General features: G+C 67.1%; 19 protein-coding genes and 2 pseudogenes. 16 read left to right on the plus strand and 5 right to left on the minus strand.

What is annotated here, in order from left to right; all coding sequences use genetic code 11:
* The first annotated feature begins 2 nt into the window (after positions 1 to 2).
* From BW737_RS08965 to BW737_RS09015, 12 genes are all read left to right on the plus strand, one after another.
* Positions 3 to 359, plus strand: a complete 357-nt coding sequence (locus BW737_RS08965) for a hypothetical protein (RefSeq protein ID WP_086614190.1) — start codon at positions 3 to 5, stop codon at positions 357 to 359.
* A 379-nt stretch (positions 360 to 738) separates the two neighbouring features.
* Positions 739 to 2,907 carry a phage tail tape measure protein gene (locus tag BW737_RS08970; RefSeq protein ID WP_086614189.1) on the plus strand — a complete coding sequence of 723 codons (2,169 nt, stop codon included), beginning with the start codon at positions 739 to 741 and terminating at the stop codon, positions 2,905 to 2,907.
* 11 nt (positions 2,908 to 2,918) lie between these two features.
* On the plus strand, positions 2,919 to 3,680 hold the full coding sequence (locus BW737_RS08975; RefSeq protein WP_086614188.1) for a hypothetical protein: 762 nt from the start codon (positions 2,919 to 2,921) through the stop codon (positions 3,678 to 3,680).
* A complete protein-coding gene (locus BW737_RS08980; RefSeq protein WP_086614187.1) occupies positions 3,680 to 3,979 on the plus strand; it encodes a hypothetical protein in 300 nt (99 codons plus the stop codon). The genes BW737_RS08975 and BW737_RS08980 overlap by 1 nt, the downstream gene beginning before the upstream one ends.
* A gap of 20 nt (positions 3,980 to 3,999) precedes the next feature.
* Positions 4,000 to 5,721 carry a phage tail protein gene (locus BW737_RS08985; protein WP_086614186.1) on the plus strand — a complete coding sequence of 574 codons (1,722 nt, stop codon included), beginning with the start codon at positions 4,000 to 4,002 and terminating at the stop codon, positions 5,719 to 5,721.
* 18 nt (positions 5,722 to 5,739) lie between these two features.
* On the plus strand, positions 5,740 to 6,432 hold the full coding sequence (locus BW737_RS08990; RefSeq protein WP_086614185.1) for a hypothetical protein: 693 nt from the start codon (positions 5,740 to 5,742) through the stop codon (positions 6,430 to 6,432).
* A 12-nt stretch (positions 6,433 to 6,444) separates the two neighbouring features.
* Positions 6,445 to 7,812, plus strand: coding sequence for a hypothetical protein (locus BW737_RS08995; RefSeq protein ID WP_086614184.1), 1,368 nt, complete (start codon positions 6,445 to 6,447; stop codon positions 7,810 to 7,812).
* A gap of 10 nt (positions 7,813 to 7,822) precedes the next feature.
* Complete coding sequence (locus BW737_RS16255; RefSeq protein WP_180272158.1) at positions 7,823 to 7,972, plus strand: hypothetical protein; 150 nt, start codon at positions 7,823 to 7,825, stop codon at positions 7,970 to 7,972.
* Positions 7,973 to 8,057: 85 nt separating this feature from the next.
* Positions 8,058 to 9,002 carry a peptidoglycan recognition protein family protein gene (locus BW737_RS09000; RefSeq protein ID WP_086614183.1) on the plus strand — a complete coding sequence of 315 codons (945 nt, stop codon included), beginning with the start codon at positions 8,058 to 8,060 and terminating at the stop codon, positions 9,000 to 9,002.
* A 5-nt stretch (positions 9,003 to 9,007) separates the two neighbouring features.
* Positions 9,008 to 9,364: a hypothetical protein gene (locus BW737_RS09005; protein WP_143233353.1), complete on the plus strand. Its 357-nt coding sequence runs from the start codon at positions 9,008 to 9,010 to the stop codon at positions 9,362 to 9,364.
* Positions 9,324 to 9,914 (plus strand): hypothetical protein, encoded by a 591-nt coding sequence (locus tag BW737_RS09010; protein WP_143233354.1) that lies wholly within the window; start codon positions 9,324 to 9,326, stop codon positions 9,912 to 9,914. Before BW737_RS09005 ends, BW737_RS09010 begins: the two co-directional genes overlap by 41 nt.
* Positions 9,898 to 10,185 (plus strand): hypothetical protein, encoded by a 288-nt coding sequence (locus BW737_RS09015; protein ID WP_086614180.1) that lies wholly within the window; start codon positions 9,898 to 9,900, stop codon positions 10,183 to 10,185. Before BW737_RS09010 ends, BW737_RS09015 begins: the two co-directional genes overlap by 17 nt.
* A 57-nt stretch (positions 10,186 to 10,242) precedes the next feature.
* Here BW737_RS09015 and BW737_RS09020 read toward each other — a convergent pair whose 3' ends face one another.
* Positions 10,243 to 10,662, minus strand: coding sequence for a helix-turn-helix domain-containing protein (locus tag BW737_RS09020; RefSeq protein WP_086614179.1), 420 nt, complete (start codon positions 10,660 to 10,662; stop codon positions 10,243 to 10,245).
* A gap of 218 nt (positions 10,663 to 10,880) precedes the next feature.
* A complete protein-coding gene (locus tag BW737_RS09025; RefSeq protein ID WP_086614178.1) occupies positions 10,881 to 11,735 on the minus strand; it encodes an LD-carboxypeptidase in 855 nt (284 codons plus the stop codon).
* 144 nt (positions 11,736 to 11,879) lie between these two features.
* On the opposite strand from BW737_RS09025, the gene BW737_RS09030 reads away from it, so the two are divergent.
* Positions 11,880 to 12,782: a CPBP family intramembrane glutamic endopeptidase gene (locus tag BW737_RS09030; RefSeq protein ID WP_099330368.1), complete on the plus strand. Its 903-nt coding sequence runs from the start codon at positions 11,880 to 11,882 to the stop codon at positions 12,780 to 12,782.
* Positions 12,783 to 13,186: 404 nt separating this feature from the next.
* Positions 13,187 to 14,869, plus strand: coding sequence for an energy-dependent translational throttle protein EttA (gene ettA / locus BW737_RS09035; protein WP_086614176.1), 1,683 nt, complete (start codon positions 13,187 to 13,189; stop codon positions 14,867 to 14,869).
* A gap of 673 nt (positions 14,870 to 15,542) precedes the next feature.
* Here ettA and BW737_RS09040 read toward each other — a convergent pair.
* The 3 genes and pseudogenes from BW737_RS09040 to ptsP form a co-directional block, all read right to left on the minus strand.
* A complete protein-coding gene (locus tag BW737_RS09040; protein ID WP_086614175.1) occupies positions 15,543 to 16,895 on the minus strand; it encodes an Ig-like domain-containing protein in 1,353 nt (450 codons plus the stop codon).
* Between the two features lie 358 nt (positions 16,896 to 17,253).
* A complete protein-coding gene (locus BW737_RS09045) occupies positions 17,254 to 18,264 on the minus strand; it encodes an acyl-CoA thioesterase (RefSeq protein ID WP_086614174.1) in 1,011 nt (336 codons plus the stop codon).
* A pseudogene (gene ptsP, locus BW737_RS09050) lies at positions 18,261 to 19,957 on the minus strand (phosphoenolpyruvate--protein phosphotransferase). Before ptsP ends, BW737_RS09045 begins: the two are co-directional and overlap by 4 nt.
* A gap of 185 nt (positions 19,958 to 20,142) precedes the next feature.
* Between ptsP and BW737_RS09055 the strand changes: the two are divergent.
* Together BW737_RS09055 and malQ are read left to right on the plus strand one after the other, a co-directional pair.
* A pseudogene (locus BW737_RS09055) lies at positions 20,143 to 20,372 on the plus strand (PTS sugar transporter subunit IIB).
* 314 nt (positions 20,373 to 20,686) lie between these two features.
* Positions 20,687 to 22,843: a 4-alpha-glucanotransferase gene (malQ, locus tag BW737_RS09060; RefSeq protein ID WP_086614173.1), complete on the plus strand. Its 2,157-nt coding sequence runs from the start codon at positions 20,687 to 20,689 to the stop codon at positions 22,841 to 22,843.
* The last annotated feature ends 87 nt before the right edge of the window (positions 22,844 to 22,930 follow it).

Raw genomic sequence — 22,930 nt, forward strand, 5'->3', positions numbered from 1 at the left:
TCATGCCGTTTAGGGTTCCCGCCGCGAAGGCGTCGATCAAGCAGAACCTGTTCGAGTTCACGATTCCGGGCTCGAAGAAGGTCTACTCGCTGCCGCTGATGCAGTACATCTCCGCGGACTTCAGTGAGCGCCTGGCCGTGCTGGCCTCGCGAGTCAAGAGCGCTGAGCAGCATGAGGATAAAGACGCTATGCCGCTCGCCATGGCGGAGTCCACATCCTTGCAGCGGGAGATCGTCGAGCACTACTGTCCCGGCCTGTATGAGCGCCTGTCCAATGACCAGATCGGGGCGCTCATGGATGCCTGGCGGCAGGAGTCGAGCGTGGGCCTGGGGGAATCCTCGCCGTCTGCCAAGAGCTGAGCGCCCACAGGGACCCGATCGAGGCTGACCTGCTGCGCTCCGGTCTCCGGCTCTCGGATCTCGGGACGGAGCGCCTGTCCTGGCGGGACCTGTGGCTGTTCATCACCTACTCGCCCCGGGACAGCTCCTTCTCGCGTGCGGTCCTGGGCGAGGAGGCTCTGTGGGGTCTGCTGGAGCACTTGGCCGCAGTGATCGCAGACGGTATCAATATCGGTAACTGGCAGCGCGCCAACGCTGGCCGCAAGGCTCCGAGTCCTCGTCCTAAGCCGATCAAGCGGCCCGGGACCAAGACGGAGGAGAAGCACTTCGGCAGGGGCGCTATACCCATCCGCGATTTCAAGTCCTGGTGGGAGAACGGGTAGCTCGGAGGTGATCGGGCATGGCTGGTGAGGCGTCTATCGCGCAGGCGTATCTGTCGATCCTGCCGTCCATGGCGGGCTCTCAGGGCAAGATCGCATCCGAGATGACCGCTGCCCTGTCTGGCACTGGGTCAGTTGCGGATAAGGCCGGGCAGGCGGCCGGCGGCGCGCTCGGCGGCGGTCTGCTGGCCTCTGCGAAGCGGATGCTCGCCCCCGCAGCAGTCGCTGCGGCGGTCGCCGGGGTCGGCACGGGCCTGTACAACATTGGGAAAACCTTCGACGACATGACCGAGACCATCCGGGTCGGGACCGGCGCCACCGGCCAGAGCCTGGATGGTCTGGTCGACGTCGCGAAGCAGGTCGGCTCCCAGGTGCCAGTCAACTTTGAGCAGATCGGTCCTGTGGTCGCCGACCTGAACACCAGGCTCGGCCTGTCCGGCGACACCCTGACAACTGTCGCTTCCCAATACTTGGAGGCCGGCCGCATCCTCGGCCAGGACGTCGATATCCAGTCCACGACCGCCGCGTTCACGGCGTTCGGTATCGAGGGCGCCAACGTCGAGCAGGCCATGGACTCCCTGTTCCAGACGTCGCAGGCCACTGGCGTCGGTATGAACGAACTCGCCTCCGCCGCCCAGTCGTCGGCGCCCGCTATGCAGAACTTGGGCTTCAGCTTCGAGGAGACCATCGCTCTGGTCGGGTCTCTCGACAAGGCTGGCCTGAACTCCACGCAGACGCTCTCCGCCATGTCCAGGGGCTTGGTCACCCTCGCTAAGGACGGGGAGGAGCCGCAGGAGGCCTTCCGGCGTGTCACCGGTGAGATCCAGGACCTGATCACTGCAGGGGACACTGCTGGCGCGATCGATCTCGCCTCCGGAATCTTCGGCACCAAGGCCGCCAACCAGTTCGTGGGCGCTGTCCAGTCCGGCACCCTCGCACTCGACGATCTTGTCGGCGCTACCGGTGCCACGAGTGACACCATCCTCGGCGTCGGCGCCGACACGATGGACTTCGCCGAGCAGTGGCAGCTGGTCAAGAACAACGCCCAGCTCGCCCTTGAGCCCCTCGGGTCCGCTGTGTTCAGCATGTTGTCGGACGCGCTCGCGGGGATGGTTGAGCCCATGCAGGCGGTCGCCTCGTGGATGCAGGAGCACCCTGCGCTGACGCAGGCTCTGGTCGTAGCGCTCGGGGCGCTCGCTGTCGGGCTCGGCGTGGCTGCGGCGGCCCAGTGGGTGATGAACTCCGCGCTGCTTGCGAGTCCCATCACCTGGATCATCGTCGGTATCGCCGCGCTGATCGCCGCGATCGTCGCCGTCGTCGCCAACTGGGACAGCGTTACCGCATGGATTCAGTCGACGGGTGCAGCATTCCTGGCCTGGTGGAATGGCTTGTGGGACTCCATCGGGGCATGGATTTCCAAGACTTGGGACAACATAAAGACCTGGGTGGGCCAGAAGTGGCAGGCCGCCATCGACAAGGTGAAGGGCCTCGGCACAGCGTTCAGCACCTGGTGGAGCAATCTGTGGAAGACCGTAAGCACGTTCCTGTCCAACGCCTGGAACGGAATCATCAACTGGGTCAGGGGAATCCCCGGCCGGTTCATCGCTGCCATCGCCAGCCTCGCTGGCTCCCTTCGCACCACGATGACCAACGCCACCAACGGCGCCAAGACCGCCGTAACAAGCGGATTCAACGCCGTCGTCTCCTGGGTCCGCGGTATCCCCTCACGAATCGTTAGTGCCCTCGGAAACACCGGCCAACTGCTCGTGAACGCCGGCAAGAACATCATCAACGGCTTCCTCAACGGCCTCAAGAACGCGTTCGCCGGCGTCAAGAACTTCGTCTCCGGCATCGGCTCCTGGATCGCGTCCCACAAAGGCCCCGAATCCTACGACCGCCGCCTGCTCGTGCCCGCCGGAGGATGGATCATGTCCGGCCTTGAGCAGGGCCTGCGCGCCGAGATCCCGTCCCTGCGCCGAACCATGGACGACATCACCGATGAGATCCAGGTCGGAGCCCAGATCAGCGTGTCCAGCTCCGATAACAACACGTGGGCCCTCGGCACGAGCAGCTACGCCAACGGCAGCGGACCCACCGTAGTGCTCAACCAGTACAACCCCGTCGCCGCACCCGACTCCAAGATCCGCGACGACGTCGCCGCCGGCATCCGACTCGCAGCAACAATCTAAGGAGGCCACGGGTGAGCGAGTATCAACTCGACGGACACGACCTCGACGACCCCCAGGGCCGCTGGCTCCTCACCGACGCCACCACCCTGCCCAGCTGGGGAGCACCCCGGCTCGTCAGCACCGAGGTCCCCGGCCGCACCGGTGTCCTCCCCACTGTGCCTACCTCCGCCGACCCGATCACCATTACCCTCGGCCTGCTCATCACTGACTCCGGTATGGGGCGCCCCGGACTGGACGCGAACCTGCGTGCGCTCGCAGTCATGTTTCGGCGGCACGATCGGCTACTGACGCTGACGCATTCGCCTGCGGGTGCCCCGGCACGGGAGGCAATGGTGCGGTTGTCTGGCGCGATCGAGCCGGAGTTCTACCCTGCCGGGTCTGCTGCCGTCCTGTTGGTGGTGTTGGAGGCTCCGTCGGGGCTGTGGCGGGACGTGGATGAGGCCGTGGCTCCGGCCACGGACCTGTCCGCTCTGGACGGCGGGGCGATGCCGATCCCGGACGCTGTTTTGCGGGTGACGCCGTCGGCGCAGCGCATCGTAATCCAGGACGCGGTGAGCGGTGACACGCTCGCCTGGGAGGGGTCGCTGGTGAGCGGCGCGACTCTTATCATCCGGCCTGCTGAGTTCGCGGCCGTATGGTCTACAGAGGCGGACGCCACAGCCGGGCTGTCTCTGCCCGCCCACGGCTTCAACCTGACCCCCGACTCGACCGGTCACCACGGCCTGACCGTGCAAGGCGGCGTGGTCGAGGTGGTCGCGCGGAGGTGCTTCTGATGCCGGCCCTTCATGCTCAGATGCGTGCCGTCGCCTACGACATTTTGGGCGACCAGCTCGGGCAGTTGCCGGACGTGCTCTCGATGACGGCCACGATCCCCCGTAACGACACCCCGACGCTCAGTCTCTCCTATGCGCCGGAGCCTGCGACGCGCGGCGATCTGGTGGATCGGGACATTGAGGTGGGTGTGGAGCTGTCCTATGACGGCGTCGCCTGGTGGGAGCCGCCCGGATGCCGCTTCATTACGCTGTCGTCGTCCGGCAACCTGTTGGCTGACGGCACGGAGGCCCGCAGCTAGATGCGGTACATATCTCGCGCATGCTGGACGAGGCCCTGATCTGGGAAGTGCCTCAGGAGGCCCAGGATGCGGACGGGAAATACAACTTCTTGTCGGTGTCCGCCGGCACGATCCTGCGCACGGTCTGGGATGCTGCCGTACGTCGCGGATGGGGCGAGGGGCTGAGCTTGGACTGCACCACCGCAGGAGACAGCGCAGGAGCTGCATGGACGACAGTTACCACCCTGGCATTTGATGCGTCGACCACGATCGGCTCCGTGCTGGGGTCCCTGACCGATCTAGGGATGTGCGATTGGCAGTGGGAAGGCCGAACGCTCAAGGTCTTCAACGCGGACACCGTGCTAGCCGACGAGAATCCTGTTGTGTGGCCGCTGGCTGCCGGCACGACGTCGGCGCCGGAGTCCCGCTCCTGGGCGGACCTCGCGACCGAGGTGCTGGTGAAAGGCGAGGGCAACGCGTCCTGGACTTACCACAACGACGAGGCGCCGGCGTCCCTGCGACGCATCGAGCGCGTGGTGGAGGCCGGAGGCGTCGAACTGGAGTCCACCGCCCGCCTATCCGCCCAGTCGACGCTGAAAGCCGGGGCGACCGCCTCGGAGGAGATCAAGCGGGAGTGGGCGGCTGTCGACGCCCGCTGGCTGCCGTTCACCGACTACAAGGTGGGCGATTGGATGCAGGTGCAGCGAGCCGACGGTAACGATCGCCTGCAGGTAGCCCAGGTTTCCCTCACGTGGGATGACAAGGGGCTGACCGGTCACACCACATTCGGTACCGTCCTGGCGGACAGCCTCTCCCGCCTGGCGAAGCGGACGAAGGGCATCGTCGGCCTGGCGTCTACCGGTGGGAACTCGACTCGGCCGGCGTCGACCGCTGCGAAGCGCACCCCGGCCGTGCCCGCCGGGTTGGTGGCTCGCACCACAGCCTGGACGACGTCGTACGGTTCGACGGTCGCCACGATGGACGCCGCCTGGAGCGCGGTCACCACTGACACGCGCGGTGTGGCGTTGGAGGGGATCGAGTACCAGCTGCGTGTCACCCAGGCGGGAGGCGTACCGCGTATTTGGTCCGTGGGCTCGTCCACGGCTGGCTCCGTGGAGGGTCTGGCAGCTGGGGAGCAGCACACTGTGGAGGTGCGTGCCCACGCCACCCAGGAGGGCACTTATTCGGCATGGGCGAGCCCGTTCGTGTTCGTTACTTCCACGGATGACACTCCGCCGGAGAGGCCCTCCGAGCCATCAGCGCGCAATGCCTTGTCCGTCCTGGTGGTGACCTGGGATGGGTTGGATTACAAAGGCGGTGGGATGCCCTCCGATTTCTCCCACGTGGAGGTGTCCGTGGTCGCACCCGGTGCGACGCCCCGGACTGTGTCCCGCACCTACATGCCGGAGGACCGGGAGGTGCGGATCCCCGGCCTGGACTACACCACCTGGGAGGTGCGCCTGCGGTCCGTAGACAGGTCCGGCAACGCCTCCAACTGGTCATCGGCTGCGCTGATCACGCTGGAGGCGCTGATCGACGTGGACACGATCTCCGACGAGGTCGAATCCCGCCTGTCCTCCAGCCAGGCGTTGCAGCAGGCAGCCGTCGCGCAGACCCTGGCGACGATGACGCAGCTGACCGACGCGATGACTGCGGTCGCAACCTCGCTGGTGTCCACCAGCCCGTACCCGCCGGACGAGGGCACTGTCGACTCCAGCATCTGGGTCTCCCCCGACGCCAGAGTCTTCGTGCTCCGCCAATAGCCCATGTAAGGAGTCAGAATGCCATATACGCGTGCGCAGAACTGGGTCGACGGATACGACGGCAGGACGCCGATCACCGCCGCCGCCCTGAACCACATTGAGGACGGTCTCGCGGCTGCGACGGCTACCGCTGACGGGGCGGCGACGGCTGAGGCGCTCGCGGCCGTGAAGGCTACCGCTGACGGGGCGGCCACGGCTGAGGCGCTCGCGGCCGTGAAGGCTACCGCTGACGGGGCGGCCACGGCTGAGGCGCTCGCGGCTGTGAGAACGACGGCGACGTCCGCCCAGCAGACCGCGGACGCGGCGCTGCCGAAGGCGGGAGTCCGGACCGTGTCGTGGGTGCCGGACGCCTCCGCGTATACGGCTGCGGGGTGGGTGAATCTGAGTATGACGGTGCCCTCGCCGCTCGTGCAGGTGAACGCGAATACGTTCCGAGTCCCCGCAAGCGCTCTCGGGGCCGTGATCATGCTGTCGACCGTCTTTAGCTCGGGTGGTGGCGGGACGACGTCGCAGCAGATCCTGGAGGCGCGATTCGGTGGGGCTGATCAGGGACCCGGAGGCGGTGTCATCGGTGCCCGCACGTCCGCGTTTAATGCTGACAGGCCGACACTGGTTTTTGTTGGTATCCCTGGTAGTGAGTACAGCTTCTGGATCCGGCACCAGACGGGGGCGGGGACCGCTACGCACTTGTGCCGGGCGTTCTTGCTGTAGGGGAGGCGTTCGATGTCTGAGTACATTGAGTGGCCCGGGCCATCCACATTCCCCGGCGCGCACACGTTCCCTGGGTGGGATGACCGCGCCGATGGCGCCGATGTCGTACATTCGCACGACGGCCGGGTGTGGCAGGAGACAACGAATGAGTATCAGCAGCAGGTGGCTGCGCTTGCTGCCGGTGCGGTCGAGGCCGCCATCACCCGGATGCGCACTGTCTTCGGCCGTGTGCACTACATCAAGGGCGGCCCGGACACGATGCCGTCATTCGATGGTGAGACCACGGGTGACACGGTGCGGGTGCAGGACGCTTCGACACTGGACATTGTCGCTGAGTGGCGGTGGACCGGGGCCGACTGGGAGCGGATGCAGGTCTCCTCCGAGCAGATCTCCAATCTGGATGTCGGCAAGCTGACCGCGGGGGCGGCGGAGATTACCGAGGCCGTCGCCCGCAGGCTCGCCGCCGTCACCGGCGAGTTCCTGACCATCAATACGTCCCAGTTGACGGTGTCTGAGCAGGCGTCGATCAATCAGGCGGTGCTGCAGGAGATCTGGACCCGGATCATCACCGCCGATGACGGCGTATTCGCGCGGATTCGGGCGGGGATGCTTGCCGCTAACTCGGTTACCGCTGATGCGATCGCTGGTGGCGCGATCGACGGCATGGTAATCACCGGCGCCGTCATACGCACCGCCGCCACCGGGGCACGCATTGAGCTCACCGAGGACGGGCTGCGGGCCTACAACTCGGCCGGCGACATCACCACCCAGATCAGGGGCCAGGCGGCGGAGATCATCGGCGGCACGATCACGGGCGCGACGATCCGCACGTCCGCAGGAGCCGACCGCACGGAGATGACACAGGCTAACGGTCTGCGGGTCATCCAGAATTCTCGTGTCGTCGCGCAGCTGGCATCCAGTGTCACCAACGGCCTGGCCGTGTACAACTCAGCCGCCGGCAAGCTGGTCTCAGTCGCGAACTCAATCTTTGGTGCCCAGTACAAGGAACAAGAGTTCTCGTCCACCACTAACCCAACGTCTAGCGGGGCGTACACGTGGACAGTCTCGTTCAACGCGGTACCGTCCGGCCGTGGCATCTTCGTGGTGACCGGCGACATGCTGATGGGTGCCCGGTCCCCCGCATGGGCTGGGCTGAACCTGTACAAGACTGACGACACGCGTATCGGTGGAAACTCCCTGATCTACAACGCCGCCGGGTGGGGAGGCGCATCGTTCGCCATTACCGCAATCGGAAGCGGGCTCGCCACGTCAGGCACATTCACTGTCAAAGCGCAGCTGCGTGCCGCGACCCCAGGGCGTGCCAACGCATTCACTGCCTGGAGTCCCCAGAAGATGTCCATCCTGTTCATCCCCGCATAAGGAGGAACCCATGGAATCTCTCGTCAAGGCATACGCGGCCGAGCTTGCCGCGATGACTCACCGTGCGCTGTCCGCTGAGGCACGCGTCCAGGATTTGGAGCGGCAGCTGGCGGAGATGTCATCCGCCGGCGTCGACGGCGACCCACCGCCACAGCAGTAGCCCATCATTCCCTGTATTCCGTTCTTGGCCCCGCCTGCTGGTCGGGGCCTTTCTCGTGCCCAGAACTCAACAGAGAGAGGACGCTATGTCCACCATCTTGCCTAACCGGGCCGTCACCGCGGTCCGGCAGTCCCCGAACTACTCGGCCGGCCGCCCGGCCGGGGCTCCGAACACGATCACGATCCACTGGTGGGGCTCCTACGGGCAGACCCACGACGGCGTCGTCAACTACCTGTGCCGCAAAAACGGGGACACCTCGGCGCACTACGTCGCTTCCTCACAGGGCGTGACTCAGATCATCTCGGACCGTGACCGTGCGTGGCACGCGGGCGCCCTCGGTAACCCACGCAGTATCGGTATCGAGTGCCGGCCCGAGATGACAGACCAGGATTTCGCCGTGGTGGCAAAGCTGGTCGCCGCGATCCGTGAGGAGCACGGCGACCTCCCACTCAAGGGTCACAAGGACTGGATGGCGACGCAGTGCCCCGGCACGTGGTACGCCAACCTGGCCCGCCTGGACCAGATGGCCCGCGGTCAGAAGGTCGCCGCCGCATCCGCCGGCACCACGGCGCTCCAGGCCCAGACCGCCGCCGCTACCACGTCCGCCGAGCTGACCGCCACTGATAAGCAGTTGATGCTCGATGTCGATGGCATCCCCGGCGGCCACACCTACGCCCGCTTCAACCAAGTCATGGGCACCGGCACTCGCGGCTATGCCTCTACCGACATGTGGGCGGCCTTCCAGAAGTTCCTCGGCACCAAGGTGTCCGCCAACGACATCAAGAACCTGACCGGCCGTTCCATCCTGGACGCCGACGGCATTGCGGGCTGGCGCACCTGGAAGGTGTTCCAGTATTGGTCCGCCCACAAGGCGCCGCAGTGGATGAAGCAAGTCGGCGGCCCCGCCGACCTGAACGGCGCCAACTTCGGCAAGTGGGTTGATGGCATCGACGGCAAGATGACGTGGAAGATGCTCCAGCACATGCTCAACAGCTCCTACGCCAACTCCGGCAAGCTGATGGAGAAGTGATCGCCGTGCTTGACCTGATTGACGGAGCTGACCAGCTCACCCTTGCCACCATCGCGGGCCTGGTGTGGCCGCTCGTGCAGGCGGTCATGGACCGCGTAGAGTGGACCGCCAACCGCCGCCGCCTCGTTGCCATCGCGGCCGCCGTCGTTATCTCCCTGGTGGCGTGGTGGATGGGCAGCTACCCGCTCCAAGCGGACATGATCGCCACGCAGGCGGCCGTCGCCCTCGGCTACGCCCAGGCATCCTTCGCCGTCTTAAAGCGGCTCGGCGTCCTGGACTGGGCAGGGGCCGTAACGCCCGGCGGTGAGTCCAAATCGGACTATGAGGCTCGGCACCGCGCCGACGACGGCGCCGAGGGGTGAGGCGGCCATGCGCGCCGCCCCGCTCGCCGTCTCCCGCTCCGTGTGGGGATCGCTCACACCCCCCAGGGTGATATCCCTGCTCGCGGCCGCCACCTATGTGTGCCTGGGCGCGGGCGGCGTGGCGGTCCTGGCCCGTCCCGGACCCACCCCGGCGGACGTGGGTATCGGGGCTGTCCTGATGATCGTGGGTGCGCTAGCGGCCGCGCCGGCGGCGTGGCGGGGCTGGTGGGGCGTGGAGGCTCCCGCCGCCGCACTCACGGTCCTGGGCATGGGCGCCGTCACCGCCCTGGGTATCACCCGCTCCGTGCTGTCCGACAGGTGGCTGTCATGGCACCTGTGGATTGTGGTCGCGGTCGCCCTGCTCATCGGGCAGCGTGTCCTGAGGATCTGGGGTAGGTGGTGGGAGCCGGGATTCGAGCCGCACACGCGGCTCAGGCAGGAGGAGACGCGCCTGCTGGCGGCGCGCGCCATCGGCGCGGACATCCTCGCCGCCTACGACGACGTCGACGCACCAGATCGGGAGGAGTCCTCCCATGACCATTCGGCCTGACCTGCTCGTCAGCGTGATCGTGGCAGCGCTTGGCTCCCCGCTGCTGCTATCCCTTGCCCAGGCGGTACGCCGCTCATGGTTGCAGCGCCGCGACATCGAGACCGAGGTCCAGCGCTGGCGTCGCCAGGCGGCCGCGTGGGAGACCACGTGCTGGGCCACTAGGGCGTTGGCCGTCCAGGCAGGGGTACCGATCGACCGGCTCCCCCGCGGCCCAGGCGAGACATCAGCGACCACCGCAGGCGAGCACCCGCCCGAGCCGAGCAGCGACTGACACGACACACCACGAGGGGCCGACCACCGTTTTGGTGGTCGGCCCCTCGTCGTCGCGTTATCGGCGGGCGAGCGCGCGGGCGGGGATGACCCATTCCCGCCCGATCTTCCGCCCCGGCAGCGTCCCGGTGGCGAGGCGCTCGCGGATTGCCTGGGGGGTCACTCCGAGTCTGCTGGCGGCGTCGGTGACGCCCACCAGGTCGTCGTCTGAGCGGACGTCCTGGTCTGCGCGCCGGTCCCAGGCCGTGGTCGGTACAACCTCCAGGCCAATCATGCCGCCCAGGTGCTCGCCGATCGCCCGGGCGGTGGTCAGCGCCTGCCCCAGGGTCTCGGCGTCGAAGGTGATGACGGCGTCCCAGGCGTCCTCCGCAAGCGGGGACGGGGATACGGCGGGGTGGTAGTCCCGCAGCGCGTCGACCAGGGCGTCGTCGACGTCGTCGCCCTTTGCGCGGATGGTGATGGTCGCGTTGTACTCCATGCTCGGCTCCTTCCAGGCTGGAGGTGAGATGATGTAGGGGACCTGGGGAGGTCGGAGGCACCACATCTACCACCTCCTTTCGTGATAGCAAGAGTCTGACACTACACCTTGCGATAGCGCAAGCCCGAGCGGGTGAGGCAAGACGCGGTAGACACATGCTTCGGCCATGTCTAGCGGAGGCGGCACCCATCGGAAACCCATCGTTTTGACGCCTGCTATCACCGTGCACGTCTAGCCTGTCCGTAGCCAATCGCTAGACGGCACGAGCGTCTACCGGCGTCATACGTGCACCGACAGATTGTGATGTCTAGCGCCGATCTAGCGCGAGAGGCGTTTTTGGGCGTCTCGGAGTTTTCCAGTATCAGAACGCAGCCATCAAGGTCTCTGGCGTCTGCATGGATACGCCCTGCGGCGAGGCCGAGCACCAGCACCTCCAAGCATCCGCCCCAGCCGGGCCCGCTGACTGTTGTGGGAGGCCCGTCCCAAAGCCAAGGCGCCGTCTGCTCGCGGGTCCCGTATTCGCTCAGCGCTTGCGGATCGGCCCAGTCCTTGCCGAAGTCCTCCGACTCTCCCGGCTCGGTGACTTCCAGAGTCTCACCCGTCAGCAGTGCCGCACGCAAGGAGGCGCGATGAACGGTGTCGACCTCGGGCCCGGGTCCCAGGTGAACCTGGGTGGCGCCGCCGTGGAAGCTGCACACGCCGTGCTCCCACAGCCACTGGTGCAGGTTGGTGTTGTCCGAGTAGCCGAGCACCGGCTTGGGGTCTTTCAGGACGGGCTCGGAGTTCAGAAAAGGCAGGATGGACACCTGGTCGTCACCGCCCGCGGTGGCGATGATCGCGCGAATGCTCGGATCGGCGAAGGCGGCGTTCAGGTCATCGGCGCGCTCGCGCGCGCCGGCTCCGAGACGGCGGGTCGTGGGGAACTCCACCGGCACCAGACCGGTTATGGCGTGGAGTCGCTCCAGCGCCTGTTCATGAACAGCGGGACCGATCGCGGGCACCGCCAGCGACGGCGACAGCACCGCAATCTTGTCACCCGCTTCGGCCTTCCGGGGACGGGTCAATTGATCCATGCCTGTGAACCATAGCCGGACGAGCACAGGACGGTAAAGGCCCTCGGGGAGGCCCCGGACGGTTCCCTGAGTCCGCGGCGTGTCGGCCCTGGTTATCGGCACTGGCTCTGGATTAGGTGACCCACACCACTTAGTGTGATCGATATGAGCGCACACGAGATCACCGGGGCAGGAGTCAAAACCGAGGCGGAGCCGGAGGCGCGAGCAAGCCGGCCGGGCCCGGGCGGCGCCGTGCTGCGGGTGGTGATTGCCATCGCGGTGATGCTGCTGAGCGCGACGGTGCCGACGCTCGTCATGGCAATTCCGGGAGTTGAGGCGCTGCTGGACGGGAAGGTCTTCGGCTGGGGGAATACGGGGTTGCTGCTGGTATGCCTGGCAGCGCTCGCGATCATGTCCCTGGCGACGGTGTGCGCTTTCCTGTGTGCCCGGATACTGATCACCCGTCTGGATCACGCCCGATCAGCCGACCTGGCAATGCGCCCGAGCCCGCGTGCGCTGGCCTGGTGCGTCGGCATGATCATCACCGCCTTCATGGTCATGGCCCTGGCCGGTGCCGTAGGTGAAGCGCTCGGCATTGCTCGGGAGGAGCCCGCCATGCCGGGCGACACGTGGTGGTCGGCGATCCTGATTCAGATCGCCCTGGGGTTCTTTCTGCAGGGAATCCCCGAGGAACTGGTGTGGCGCGGTTGGTTGTTCCGCTCACTCGGCTCCACCCGGACGGCGGCGGCCGTCTCGGTAGTTGCCTTCACCGTCATGCACCTGATCTCACAGGGCGGCCAGGAGGGATGGGCCGAGCACGTGACTTATCTGGCCATGCCCTTCGGCTTCGGGGCGGCGGCGATGGCTGCACGCTGGGTGTCGGGCTCGACCTGGGCGGCCATCGGTGCCCACGGCGGATTCCATCTCTCCAACCTGTTGGCGGTTAGCACCGGCGTCCCCGTTGACGAGCCGGTCACCTGGGTTGTCATCGGCTGTCTGTGGCTGGTCGCCGGGGCGATCGTGCTGCTTCTGCACAAGACGCGCGCCGGTCGCGCAATGGCGCGGTAGGTGCCTGCACTCAAACGCCAGGCCGGGTGATCTCTGAACGGTAGGCATTCGGACGGCCGTCATCCGTGCGTGAGTCCGAGCTATATCTGGACACGTCTGTCCCGGCGCGAGCCCCTGGGACCTGGGAGTTCTCTCATCGTCGGGGCGACCGGGCCTCCAGGTGTGTTTCGGACCGCGCCTTGCGACGCGGTCTTGATGTCGATAAACCGTCAACCGATGCTCAGCGGCGGCCGCGCACGTGCACGGCGTCACTGGCCCGCGCCGTCGCCCCGGGTCCGCGGCTCCCGTAGGCTGGGCGGCGGTGCGTGCCGACGACGAGGGCCGCACCCCGGCGCAGTCGGGGGAGCATCGTCGTCGGGGCGCGAGTGAATCCGAGCAACCCCTTTGAAAGGCGTATCAGACCTGTGGCTGAATTCATCTACCAGATGATCAAGGCGCGCAAGGCGCACGGTGACAAGGTCATCCTGGATGACGTCACCATGGCTTTCCTCCCGGGAGCCAAGATCGGCATGGTCGGCCCCAACGGCGCCGGCAAGTCCTCGATCCTGAAGATCATGGCGGGCATCGACCAGCCCTCCAACGGCGAGGCCCGGCTGTCCCCGGGCTACAGCGTCGGCATCCTGCTGCAGGAGCCGCCGCTGAACGAGGAGAAGACCGTGCTCGGCAACGTCGAGGAGGGCGTGGCCGAGATCAAGGGCAAGCTCGACCGGTTCAACGAGATCTCGGCCGCCATGGCTGACCCGGACGCCGACTTTGACTCCCTGATGGCTGAGATGGGCACCCTGCAGGACCAGCTCGACGCCGCCAATGCCTGGGACCTGGACTCGCAGCTGGAGCAGGCCATGGACGCGCTGCGCTGCCCGCCGCCGGACGCCGAGGTCAAGCACCTCTCTGGTGGCGAGCGCCGCCGTGTGGCCCTGTGCAAGCTGCTGCTGGAGGCCCCCGACCTGCTGCTCCTGGACGAGCCCACCAACCACCTCGACGCCGAGTCCGTCCTGTGGCTCGAGCAGCACCTGAAGGCATACAAGGGTGCCGTCATCGCGGTCACCCACGACCGCTACTTCCTGGACCACGTGGCCGAGTGGATCGCCGAGGTCGACCGCGGTCACCTGTACCCCTATGAGGGCAACTACTCCACCTACCTGGAGACCAAGGAGAAGCGCCTGGAGGTCCAGGGCAAGAAGGACGCCAAGCTGGCCAAGCGCCTGAAGGATGAGCTGGAGTGGGTGCGGTCCTCCGCGCGCGGCCGCCAGGCCAAGTCCAAGGCGCGTCTGGCCCGCTATGAGGAGATGGCCGCCGAGGCCGAGCGCACCCGCAAGCTCGACTTCGAGGAGATCCAGATCCCGCCGGGCCCGCGCCTGGGCAACCAGGTCCTGGAGGCCACCAACATCAAGAAGGGCTTCGACGGCCGCACCCTCATCGACAACCTGTCCTTCACGCTGCCGCGCAACGGCATCGTCGGCATCGTGGGCCCGAACGGGGTCGGCAAGACCACGCTGTTCAAGACGATCGTGGGCCTGGAGCCGCTCGACGGCGGCGAGCTCAAGATCGGCAAGACGGTCAAGTTGTCCTACGTGGACCAGACCCGCGCCGGCATCGACCCGAACAAGACCCTGTGGGAGGTCGTCTCCGACGGGCTGGACTACATCCAGGTCGGCCAGGTGGAGATGCCCTCGCGCGCCTACGTGGCCTCCTTCGGCTTCAAGGGCGCCGACCAGCAGAAGCCGGCCGGGGTGCTCTCCGGTGGTGAGCGCAACCGCCTGAACCTGGCGCTCACGCTGAAGCAGGGCGGCAACCTGATCCTGCTGGACGAACCCACCAACGACCTGGACGTGGAGACGCTGTCCTCCCTGGAGAATGCGCTGCTGAACTTCGCGGGCTGCTCAGTGGTCATCACCCACGACCGCTGGTTCCTGGACCGCGTGGCCACCCACATCCTGGCCTGGGAGGGAACCGAAGAGAACCCGGCCTCCTGGTATTGGTTCGAGGGGAACTTCGCCGCTTACGAGGAGAACAAGGTCAAGCGCCTGGGCGCCGAGGCCGCCCGCCCCCACCGCGTCACCTATAGGAAGCTCACGCGCGACTGAGCCGAGTCAAGCCGAGCTTGCTCGAGTTTGCGAGGCGATGGAGTCGCGTTGCAGGTCGCTGGGCGAACACGCGCGACTGAGCCGAGTCAAGCCGAGCTTGCTCGAGTTTGCGAGGCGATGGAGTCGCGTTTGGAAGCGCAGGGACGTAGGTCCGTCGATGGCAGCTGTCGATTCGCCTCTCACGTACGCATTCGCCTCTCACGTACGCGTGAGGTTTCTCCGCGCTAGAACCCCGTAGAACTCCAAAACGCGTACGTAAGACGGAAAACCGTACGTGTGGCGGAAAGTCGTACGTGAGGTGATGCCCGGATGCGGCCACCGGCATCACAGCCCGGTCTGAACCGCCGCACCCTCAAACCGGAAGAGCCAGATCGCCGATGAGTTGGGCGTCCATCCTGAGGTGCGTGTCAGCCGAATGCGGTCTTGCCTGCGGGGACCGTGGATCTCACGGTCGGCACGTTTACCTGTGGCTGTCAAGCACCGTCCCGGAATAATCCCTCTAGGCCATGACCGCCTGAGGTTCCCGCAATACTCCAGCTCCCCCTGGTCTTGCGCCGTGCCCACGGCGACAACCTTCTAATAAGCGGGTGGGGCCACGGATCGGTTCGATCCGTGGCCCCACCCGCTTGCTACCTGGCCGAATGTTCAGCCCGGCAGCCTGGGGCTCAGAGACTCACTCGCGAGCGCGGGCGCGCTGGAGAGCAACTGCGCCAACGATCAGCAGGGAGCCGGCGCCGAGCACCAGCGCCAGGCTGTTGGCGCCGGTGCGAGCCAACGAGGGGCGGGCGGGCGTCGTGGCGGCCGGGGTGGTCGCGGGCGCGGTGGTGGCGCCAGCCGTGCTCGCCGCAGGCGTCGTGGCCGAAGCGCTGGGTGTCGTCGAGGCCGACTCACTCGGAGTTGCGGAGGGCGACTCAGAGGGAGTGGCGGACTCGGTCGGGGTCGGCGACTCGGACGGCGTCGGAGACTCGCTCGGGGTGGGCGACTCCGACGGCGTCGGGGTGACCGGCACGTTGCCGCTGGCGGAGCCGCCGCCATTGCGAAGGACCACGGTGGTCTCATCGTCCAAGGTACGGCTGCCGACGAGGAGCGAGGCCTGGTCCGTCCAGGGGCCGGCACCGGTGAAGGTCATCGGCAGAGTGATCCGGGCGAACTGACCCGCCGGAATCGTGATCGTTCCGGTGATGGTGGTGTCGGTGCAACTGGTGACCGTCACCTGGGCGCTGGTGCCACCGGTGGGGTCGCCCCACACATTACGGCCCGTGTAGGAGTAAGCGGAGGCATCGCACGTGAATGCCTGGTTCGGAGAGGTCAGCGTGTCGGCCCATTCAAGCGTCACGGAATCGGCGCCTGCGGCCATCTCCTCGGTGATGGTGGGAGTCTGAATAGTAACGCTGCCATTGCTCACACCATCTGCGCCAGGATCGGGCGCGGAGCCGAACTTCGCGAGAGCACTGGGCATCTCGGTGCAGTTGCCCTTGCACACGCCGACGGGAACCTCCACGGTTGTGACCTGACCGTTGGCGTTGAAGGTGAGCGTCTGGGTCGTGGACGGTGTGATGACGCTGGTCAGCCGGGTGTCGATCCAGCCGGTGAGCGTGATGTCCTGATGAGACTCGACGTAATCGGTAAGCGTGATGACCAGGCGGCCGGTGTCCGCGTCCTCGTCGGCGACATAGGTCATGGTCGCGGCGGTGAAGCCGTCCTCGGTGTCGAGGTTCCAGGTGGTGCCGGAGTCGAAACGCAGCTCGGCCGGTGTGTCGATCTCATAGGTCTGGCCGGCGCAGTGGCCGTCATTGAGATCGAGGTTGAACTGTAGCTTCAACATTTCCCAGGCGACCGCCGTGTTTTCGGCGGACACCGGCTCGTTGTTTTTGAGAAGCGAGATGTCGGGGGTCTCGGAGGTGGCGGTGCAATTGCCTTCAACAGCACTTGCCTTGGTGTGGAACGCCGCGGGGACGACCACAGCCAGGGCCAGTACTCCCAGGGCAAGCACAGCCAGAAGACGTGAAGCTGCGCGGGAGCGCATGATGCTCCTTCCTAAAGCGGGTAAGGGGGTTGACCAGTAGCCGGACCGGCCGCCACGGAAAATGACACTTCTGCCCCAACGCGCAACAGCGCAGGACAGAGTGATGACGGAACTCCGCGGCGGCAAGTTTCAATTGTGCATCATACTCACCGTCAGGGGTGCGCAACGGCGTTTCTGGACGGATCTTGGTTGTAGCATGTTGCGTTTATCACTGGTTCGCTGACATGCCAGTTGCAAGCGCGACGATCCAAGAGATGGACGTCTCAGAATGAAGGCGTCAGACCCGATGGCCCGCGGGGCGGCGCAGGGGAGGCAACAGCGTCGCATTCAGTAGTCGGTCGGTGGTCGGCAGACGGCGTCAGACCGAGGCCTGTGGAGCCCCGGCGTCCGAAATCGGCCCGCCGTCATCGCCCTCGGCCATGCGGATCGCCCAGTCGCCGCTGCCGTGTGAAGTAGCGGTCGGAGTGCGGATCATGCCCTCCTGCGCGATGGTGGAGACCAGCCGCCCGGCGGAGTCGAACACCTCCGCCCGGGCCATGGAGCGCCCGCCCTGGGAGGTGGGGGAGTCCTGCACGAACAGCAGCCAGTCGCCCGCGTCGACGTCGCGGTGGAACCACTGAGCGTGGTCCAGGGTCGCCAGGCTCATGCCTTCGCTGCGCCACGACAGTCCCTGACTGCGCAGCGCCGGCTCCAGCATGACCTGGTCGCACATGTAGGTCAGCAGCGCCCGGTGCACCGTCTGTGTGGTGTCTGCCGGAAGCGCCCCGCGCGAGCGCACCCACAGGTGCTGTCGGCCCTCCACCTGCTTGCCGGGACGCAGATAGATATTGCCCTCTACGTGACGGATGTCGAAGGCGGTGGTTCGTCCCAGGAACTTGGCCACCGGGTGGTCGATGGAACGGAAGATCTCCAGGGCGCTGGTCAACTCCTCGGGCTGCGGCACGTCGGGTGCCTGCAGTTGCACCTCGGTGCCTTCCTGCTGCTCCTGGAAGGAGGAGATCATCGTCAGGATCGGCACGCCGTCCTGGGTTGTGGTGGTGCGCCGCTGAGAGAAGGAACGGCCGTCATGCATCCGCTCCACCTCGAAGCGCAGAGGCTGGCCCGGCTTACCGCCGCGCATGAAGAAGGCGTGTACGGAGTGCGGCTGCCGGGGACCGTCGCCATCGTTAACCATGGTGGCCGCGGCGGCCAGCAGACCTTGGGCAACCACCTGCCCGCCGTAGATGCGGCCGGAGATCTGGGGAAGCGAAGAACCCGTGAACGCTTCCATCCCGTCCCCCTCGCCGGTCACCTCTTCAAGGGCGAGGATCCGTGTAACGGACCCGAGTGGTTCGGTGGTGGCGGGGGGAACGGGATACGGCTGCGTCAAAGACCAAGCTCCTCCAGGATCGGCAGCTCGGCGCGCACCGCCTGCCGGGCCTCCTCGGCGGTCGCCGAGCTGGTTGCAAGGCCGGCGAGCCGCTGGCACTCGGCCAGATCCACCGACTTCAGGACGGCGTCGACGTCGGGCAGGGCGCGAGCGGTCATGGACAGGCTGGCCACGCCCAGGCCCACCAGCACCGTTGCGAGCGCCGGGTCGGCGGCGGCCTCACCACACACGCCCACCGGGCGCCCGTGCGGGGCGGCACCATCGCAGGCCTGCTTGATCAGGCGCAGCACGGCCGGCTGCCAGGCGGTGGACAGGTCCGCCAGCGAGGACAGCAGCCGGTCGGCCGCCATCACGTACTGGGTGAGGTCGTTGGTGCCGATGGAAGCGAAGTCGGCGTACTCGAACATCTTGTCCGCCATGATCGCGGCGGAGGGCACCTCGATCATCATGCCCGCGGTCTTCAGCCCGTAGGAGCGGGCCTTCTCGGTGAAGGCCTGGGCCTCTTCCGCCGTGGAAATCATCGGTGCCATGACCCACACCTTGGCCTCGGTCTCGGCCTCCGCCTTGGCCAGGGCCTCCAGCTGGTGGTCGAGTACCTCCGGGTCCCGGCGTGTGGTGCGGTAGGCGCGCACACCCAGGGCCGGGTTGGCCTCGGTGGCGTCGGTGAGGAACGGCAGCGGCTTGTCGGCACCGGCGTCCAGCGTGCGCACTACCACCTTCTTGCCGGGGAAGGCCGCCAGAACCGCCTTATACGCCTCGACCTGGTCGTCGACGCTGGGCTCCTCGGGCTGGTCCAGGAAGCAGAACTCGGTGCGGAACAGGCCCACGCCCATGGCGTTGGCCGCTGCAGCCGAACGGGCGGCGGCGCCGTCGCCCACGTTTGCGAGCAGCTGTACCTCGTGGCCGTCCTTGGTGGCGCCGTCCCCGTTGAATACGCGTACACGGCTGGCCAGCTCGCGGGCGCGCCGCAGCTGATCCTCGCTGGGGTCGACGACGATAGTGCCTTGGTGCCGTCCACCAGGACGATGTCACCGTCGGACAGCTGGTCGGTGACGGCGGCGCCGGTGCCGACAATCGCCGGGATGCCCAGTGCGCGGGCGAGGATCGCGGTGTGGGAGGTCGGGCCTCCCTCGGAGGTCACGAAGGCGACGACCTTCTCCGGGTCCAGCAGGGCGGTGTCGGCGGGGGCGAGGTCCTCGGCCACCAGCACGAAGGGCTCAGGCAGGCGGGGGATACCGGGCATGGGGGAGTCGGTCAGCACCGCGACGATGCGGTCGCGCACGTCCTGTACGTCGCGTGTGCGCTCGGCCATGTAGCCGCCAAGTGATTCCAGCATGGAGGCGAGAGTTCCCGCCGCCTCCCACACGGCCCGCTCGGGCACCAGGCGGCGCTCGCGGATCATGGCCTGTGCCGAGGAGGTCAGTGTCGGGTCGGCGGCCATCTGTGCAGTGGTTTCCAGCAGGGTGCGGCCATCACCCTTTGCCTCGGCGGCGGACAGCTCAAGGCTCTTCTTCACGGTCTGCGCGGCCGCGGCGACGCGGTCGCACTCCTTCTCGGTGTCGCGGCTCGGATCCAGAGTGGCGATCTCGGGCTCGGCGATGCCGGGGGCCATGCGAGCGACGGGGCCGGCGATGAGCCCGGGGCTCACGCCAATACCGGCTAGAGAGTTGGGGTTTGCGGCGGACGGGGCCATGCGGTGCTCCTCAACGGCGATGGAGACGAGTGTCACGGCTCATTGTGCACCGACTTGGGCGCTTGGGGAACGATTTTGCCATCGGATGAATGACGATTGACAGATAGGCGGGTCCCGGACCTGTCCCCCGAGCGCCTCGAACTGCGATAAAGTGACGGCGAGCACGAGAACCCCGAGGAGCACGCATGAGTACTGCAGCTGAGATCGTCGCCGGCCTGGGTGGGCGCGAGAACATTTCCGACCTGGAGCCCTGCATCACCCGCTTGCGGGTGGAGGTAGTCGACCAGGAGAAGGTTGACGAGGAGGCTCTACGTGCCACCGGCGCCTTCGGGTGGTCCGTTCCGGTCGTGTGGTGCAGGTAGTTGTCGGTCCGACCGCGGACACCCTCGCACAGGAGATCGCCGAACTCGACTGATTCGGCCGGTCGGCCGCCGCCTCCTTCCCGGTGGCCGACCGTCCCGGCCGCCGCATTGGGCTGCCGCGCCCCGCTCGACGCCAAGTGGGTGGGGTTGAGAAGGAACCCTGGTTGCCGTCGTCGGCGTGGGCGACTGGCGTTAGCGCGGATCGTGTGAAACGCTTGCTGCAAGGGATGTTCCCGTCGCTGCGCCGACCGCGCAGTCGCGTCGGCGCAGCCGACGGGCCGTCCCTTGCGACCACCTTCTTCCTGCGCCCCATGCCACCGGGGACGCCCTCGCGCGCACGCGCGACCGAGCACGAGGCTGAACCGCCATGACCGACTCCAACGCCGCATCCGACATCCCCGACGAGCGCCTGAAGCAGCTTGCCGAGGCCCACGGGGTCTCCACCGAGTACTGGGACTACCACGGCAACCTTGCCGCGCCCTCCCGCACCACCCTGGTCGCCGTCCTGGCCGCCCTGGGCGTCAAGGCGGGCGACTCGCAGGAGGTCGAGGAATCCCTGCGTGAGGTCGATATCGCCCCCTGGCGGCGCACCCTTCCCCCCACCGTGGTGGTGCGGGCCGGCACGCAGTCGACCATTCCCGCGCACCTGCCCGACGGCGCCCATGTCCGGATGCACGTCGATCTGGAGAAGGGCGACACCCTGCAGCTGCTGCAGGCCGACGACTGGACCGCTCCCCGCGAGGTCGACGGCGTGCTCACCGGCCAGGCCTCCTTCGTCATCCCCGACGACCTGCCGCTGGGCTGGCACACGATCATCGCCGACGTCGACGCAGGCCCGGACCGTGGCACCTACTCGGCAAGCGCAGTGTTAGCCGTCACTCCCGATCACCTCGATCTGCCCGCCTCCCTGGGGGGCCGTGGCTGGGGGATCATGGCCCAGCTGTACTCCGTACGTTCCCGCGGCTCTTGGGGGATCGGCGACGCCGACGATCTCACCGAGCTGCTCGGATTCTTGGGCGACGAGGGCGCCGACTTCCTGCTTATCAACCCGATGCACGCCGCCGAGCCCGTCGGCGAGATGACCCCCTCGCCCTATCTGCCGGTCACTCGCCGCTTCGTCAACCCCATCTACATCCGCCCCGAAAACATCCTGGAGGTATCGCGCCTGTCCGGGCCGCGGCGCTCTCTGGTGCAGTGGGCGCATGAGGAGGTGACCGACGCCAACCTCAGCGCCGACGCCATCGACCGCGACACCGCCTGGAAGGCCAAGCGCGAGGCCCTGGAGGTCATTTTCGCCGCCGGCCGCTCCCGCTCCCGCCAGCGCGACTTCGAGCGCTTCCGCGCCGCCCAGGGGGTGGGGCTGGAACGCTTCGCCCTGTGGTGTGCGCTGATGGAGAAGTACGGCAGCTTCGCGGACTGGCCCGAAAACCTCAAGGACGCCTCCAGTGCCTTTGTCGCCAACGAGGCTCGCACGCTGAAGGACCGCATCGACTTCTACGCCTGGCTGCAGTGGATCGTCGATGAGCAGCTGGGACGGGCCCAGGCACAGGCCAAGGCCTCCGGCATGAGCCTGGGATTGATGGATGACCTCGCCGTCGGCGTGCACCCGCAGGGCGCTGACGTTTGGGCCGAGCCTGACGCCTTCGCCTCCGGCGTCGGGGTGGGCGCCCCGCCGGACATGTACAACCAATTGGGCCAGAACTGGTCCCAGCCGCCGTGGGACCCGAACCGCTTGGCGGAGACCGCCTACGCCCCCCTGCGGGAGATGGTCGGCACCGTGCTGCGGCATGCGGGTGCGCTGCGCATCGACCACGTGATCGGCCTGTTCCGCCTGTGGTGGATTCCCGACGGTCTGCGCGCCGATCAGGGCGCCTACGTGCGCTACGACCACGAGGCGATGATCGGTGTCGTCCTGTTGGAGGCACACCGCGCCGGCGCCGTCATCATCGGTGAGGACCTGGGCACCGTGGAGCCGTGGGCGCGCGAGTACCTGGCCAGCCGCGGCGTGCTGGGAACCTCCGTGCTCTGGTTCGAGAAGGATGAGGATGGCTGGCCGCTAGAGCCGGGCGCCTACCGGCACCTCGCCCTGTCCACCGTCAATACCCACGACCTGCCGCCCACCGCGGGCTATCTGGCCGATGAGCACGTGACGTTGCGCGAGCGGCTCGGGCTACTGACCGAGCCCATCGAGCAGGTGCGCACCGAGGCCCGCATTGAGCGCGAGCGCATGCTGACCCGCCTACGCGAGCACAACCTGCTGGGAGACAATCCCTCCGAGAGGGAGACCGTAGAGGCGCTGTACCGCTACGTGGTGCGCACCCCCTCGGCGCTGGTCGGGGTGTCACTGGTAGACGGCGTCGGCGAGCGTCGCGCCCAGAACCAGCCCGGTACCGACAAGGAATACCCGAACTGGAAGATGCCGCTGGCAGACGGATCGGGTGAGGTAGTGCTGGTGGAGGACCTGCCGGACAACGTGCGCCTGGCCAGCTTGCTGGGCGCCGTGCGCGACGAGTTCCGCTGCTGACTGACCGCGATCGGTAGATATCACCGGCGAGCTCGGTTGATATGCCGCGACGGCGGGGCGAGTCGTGCGCTCGCCCGCGTCGCGGCA

Origin of the sequence: Actinomyces ruminis (assembly GCF_002154335.2) — a bacterium.
Classification (GTDB): Bacteria; Actinomycetota; Actinomycetes; order Actinomycetales; family Actinomycetaceae; genus Actinomyces; species Actinomyces ruminis.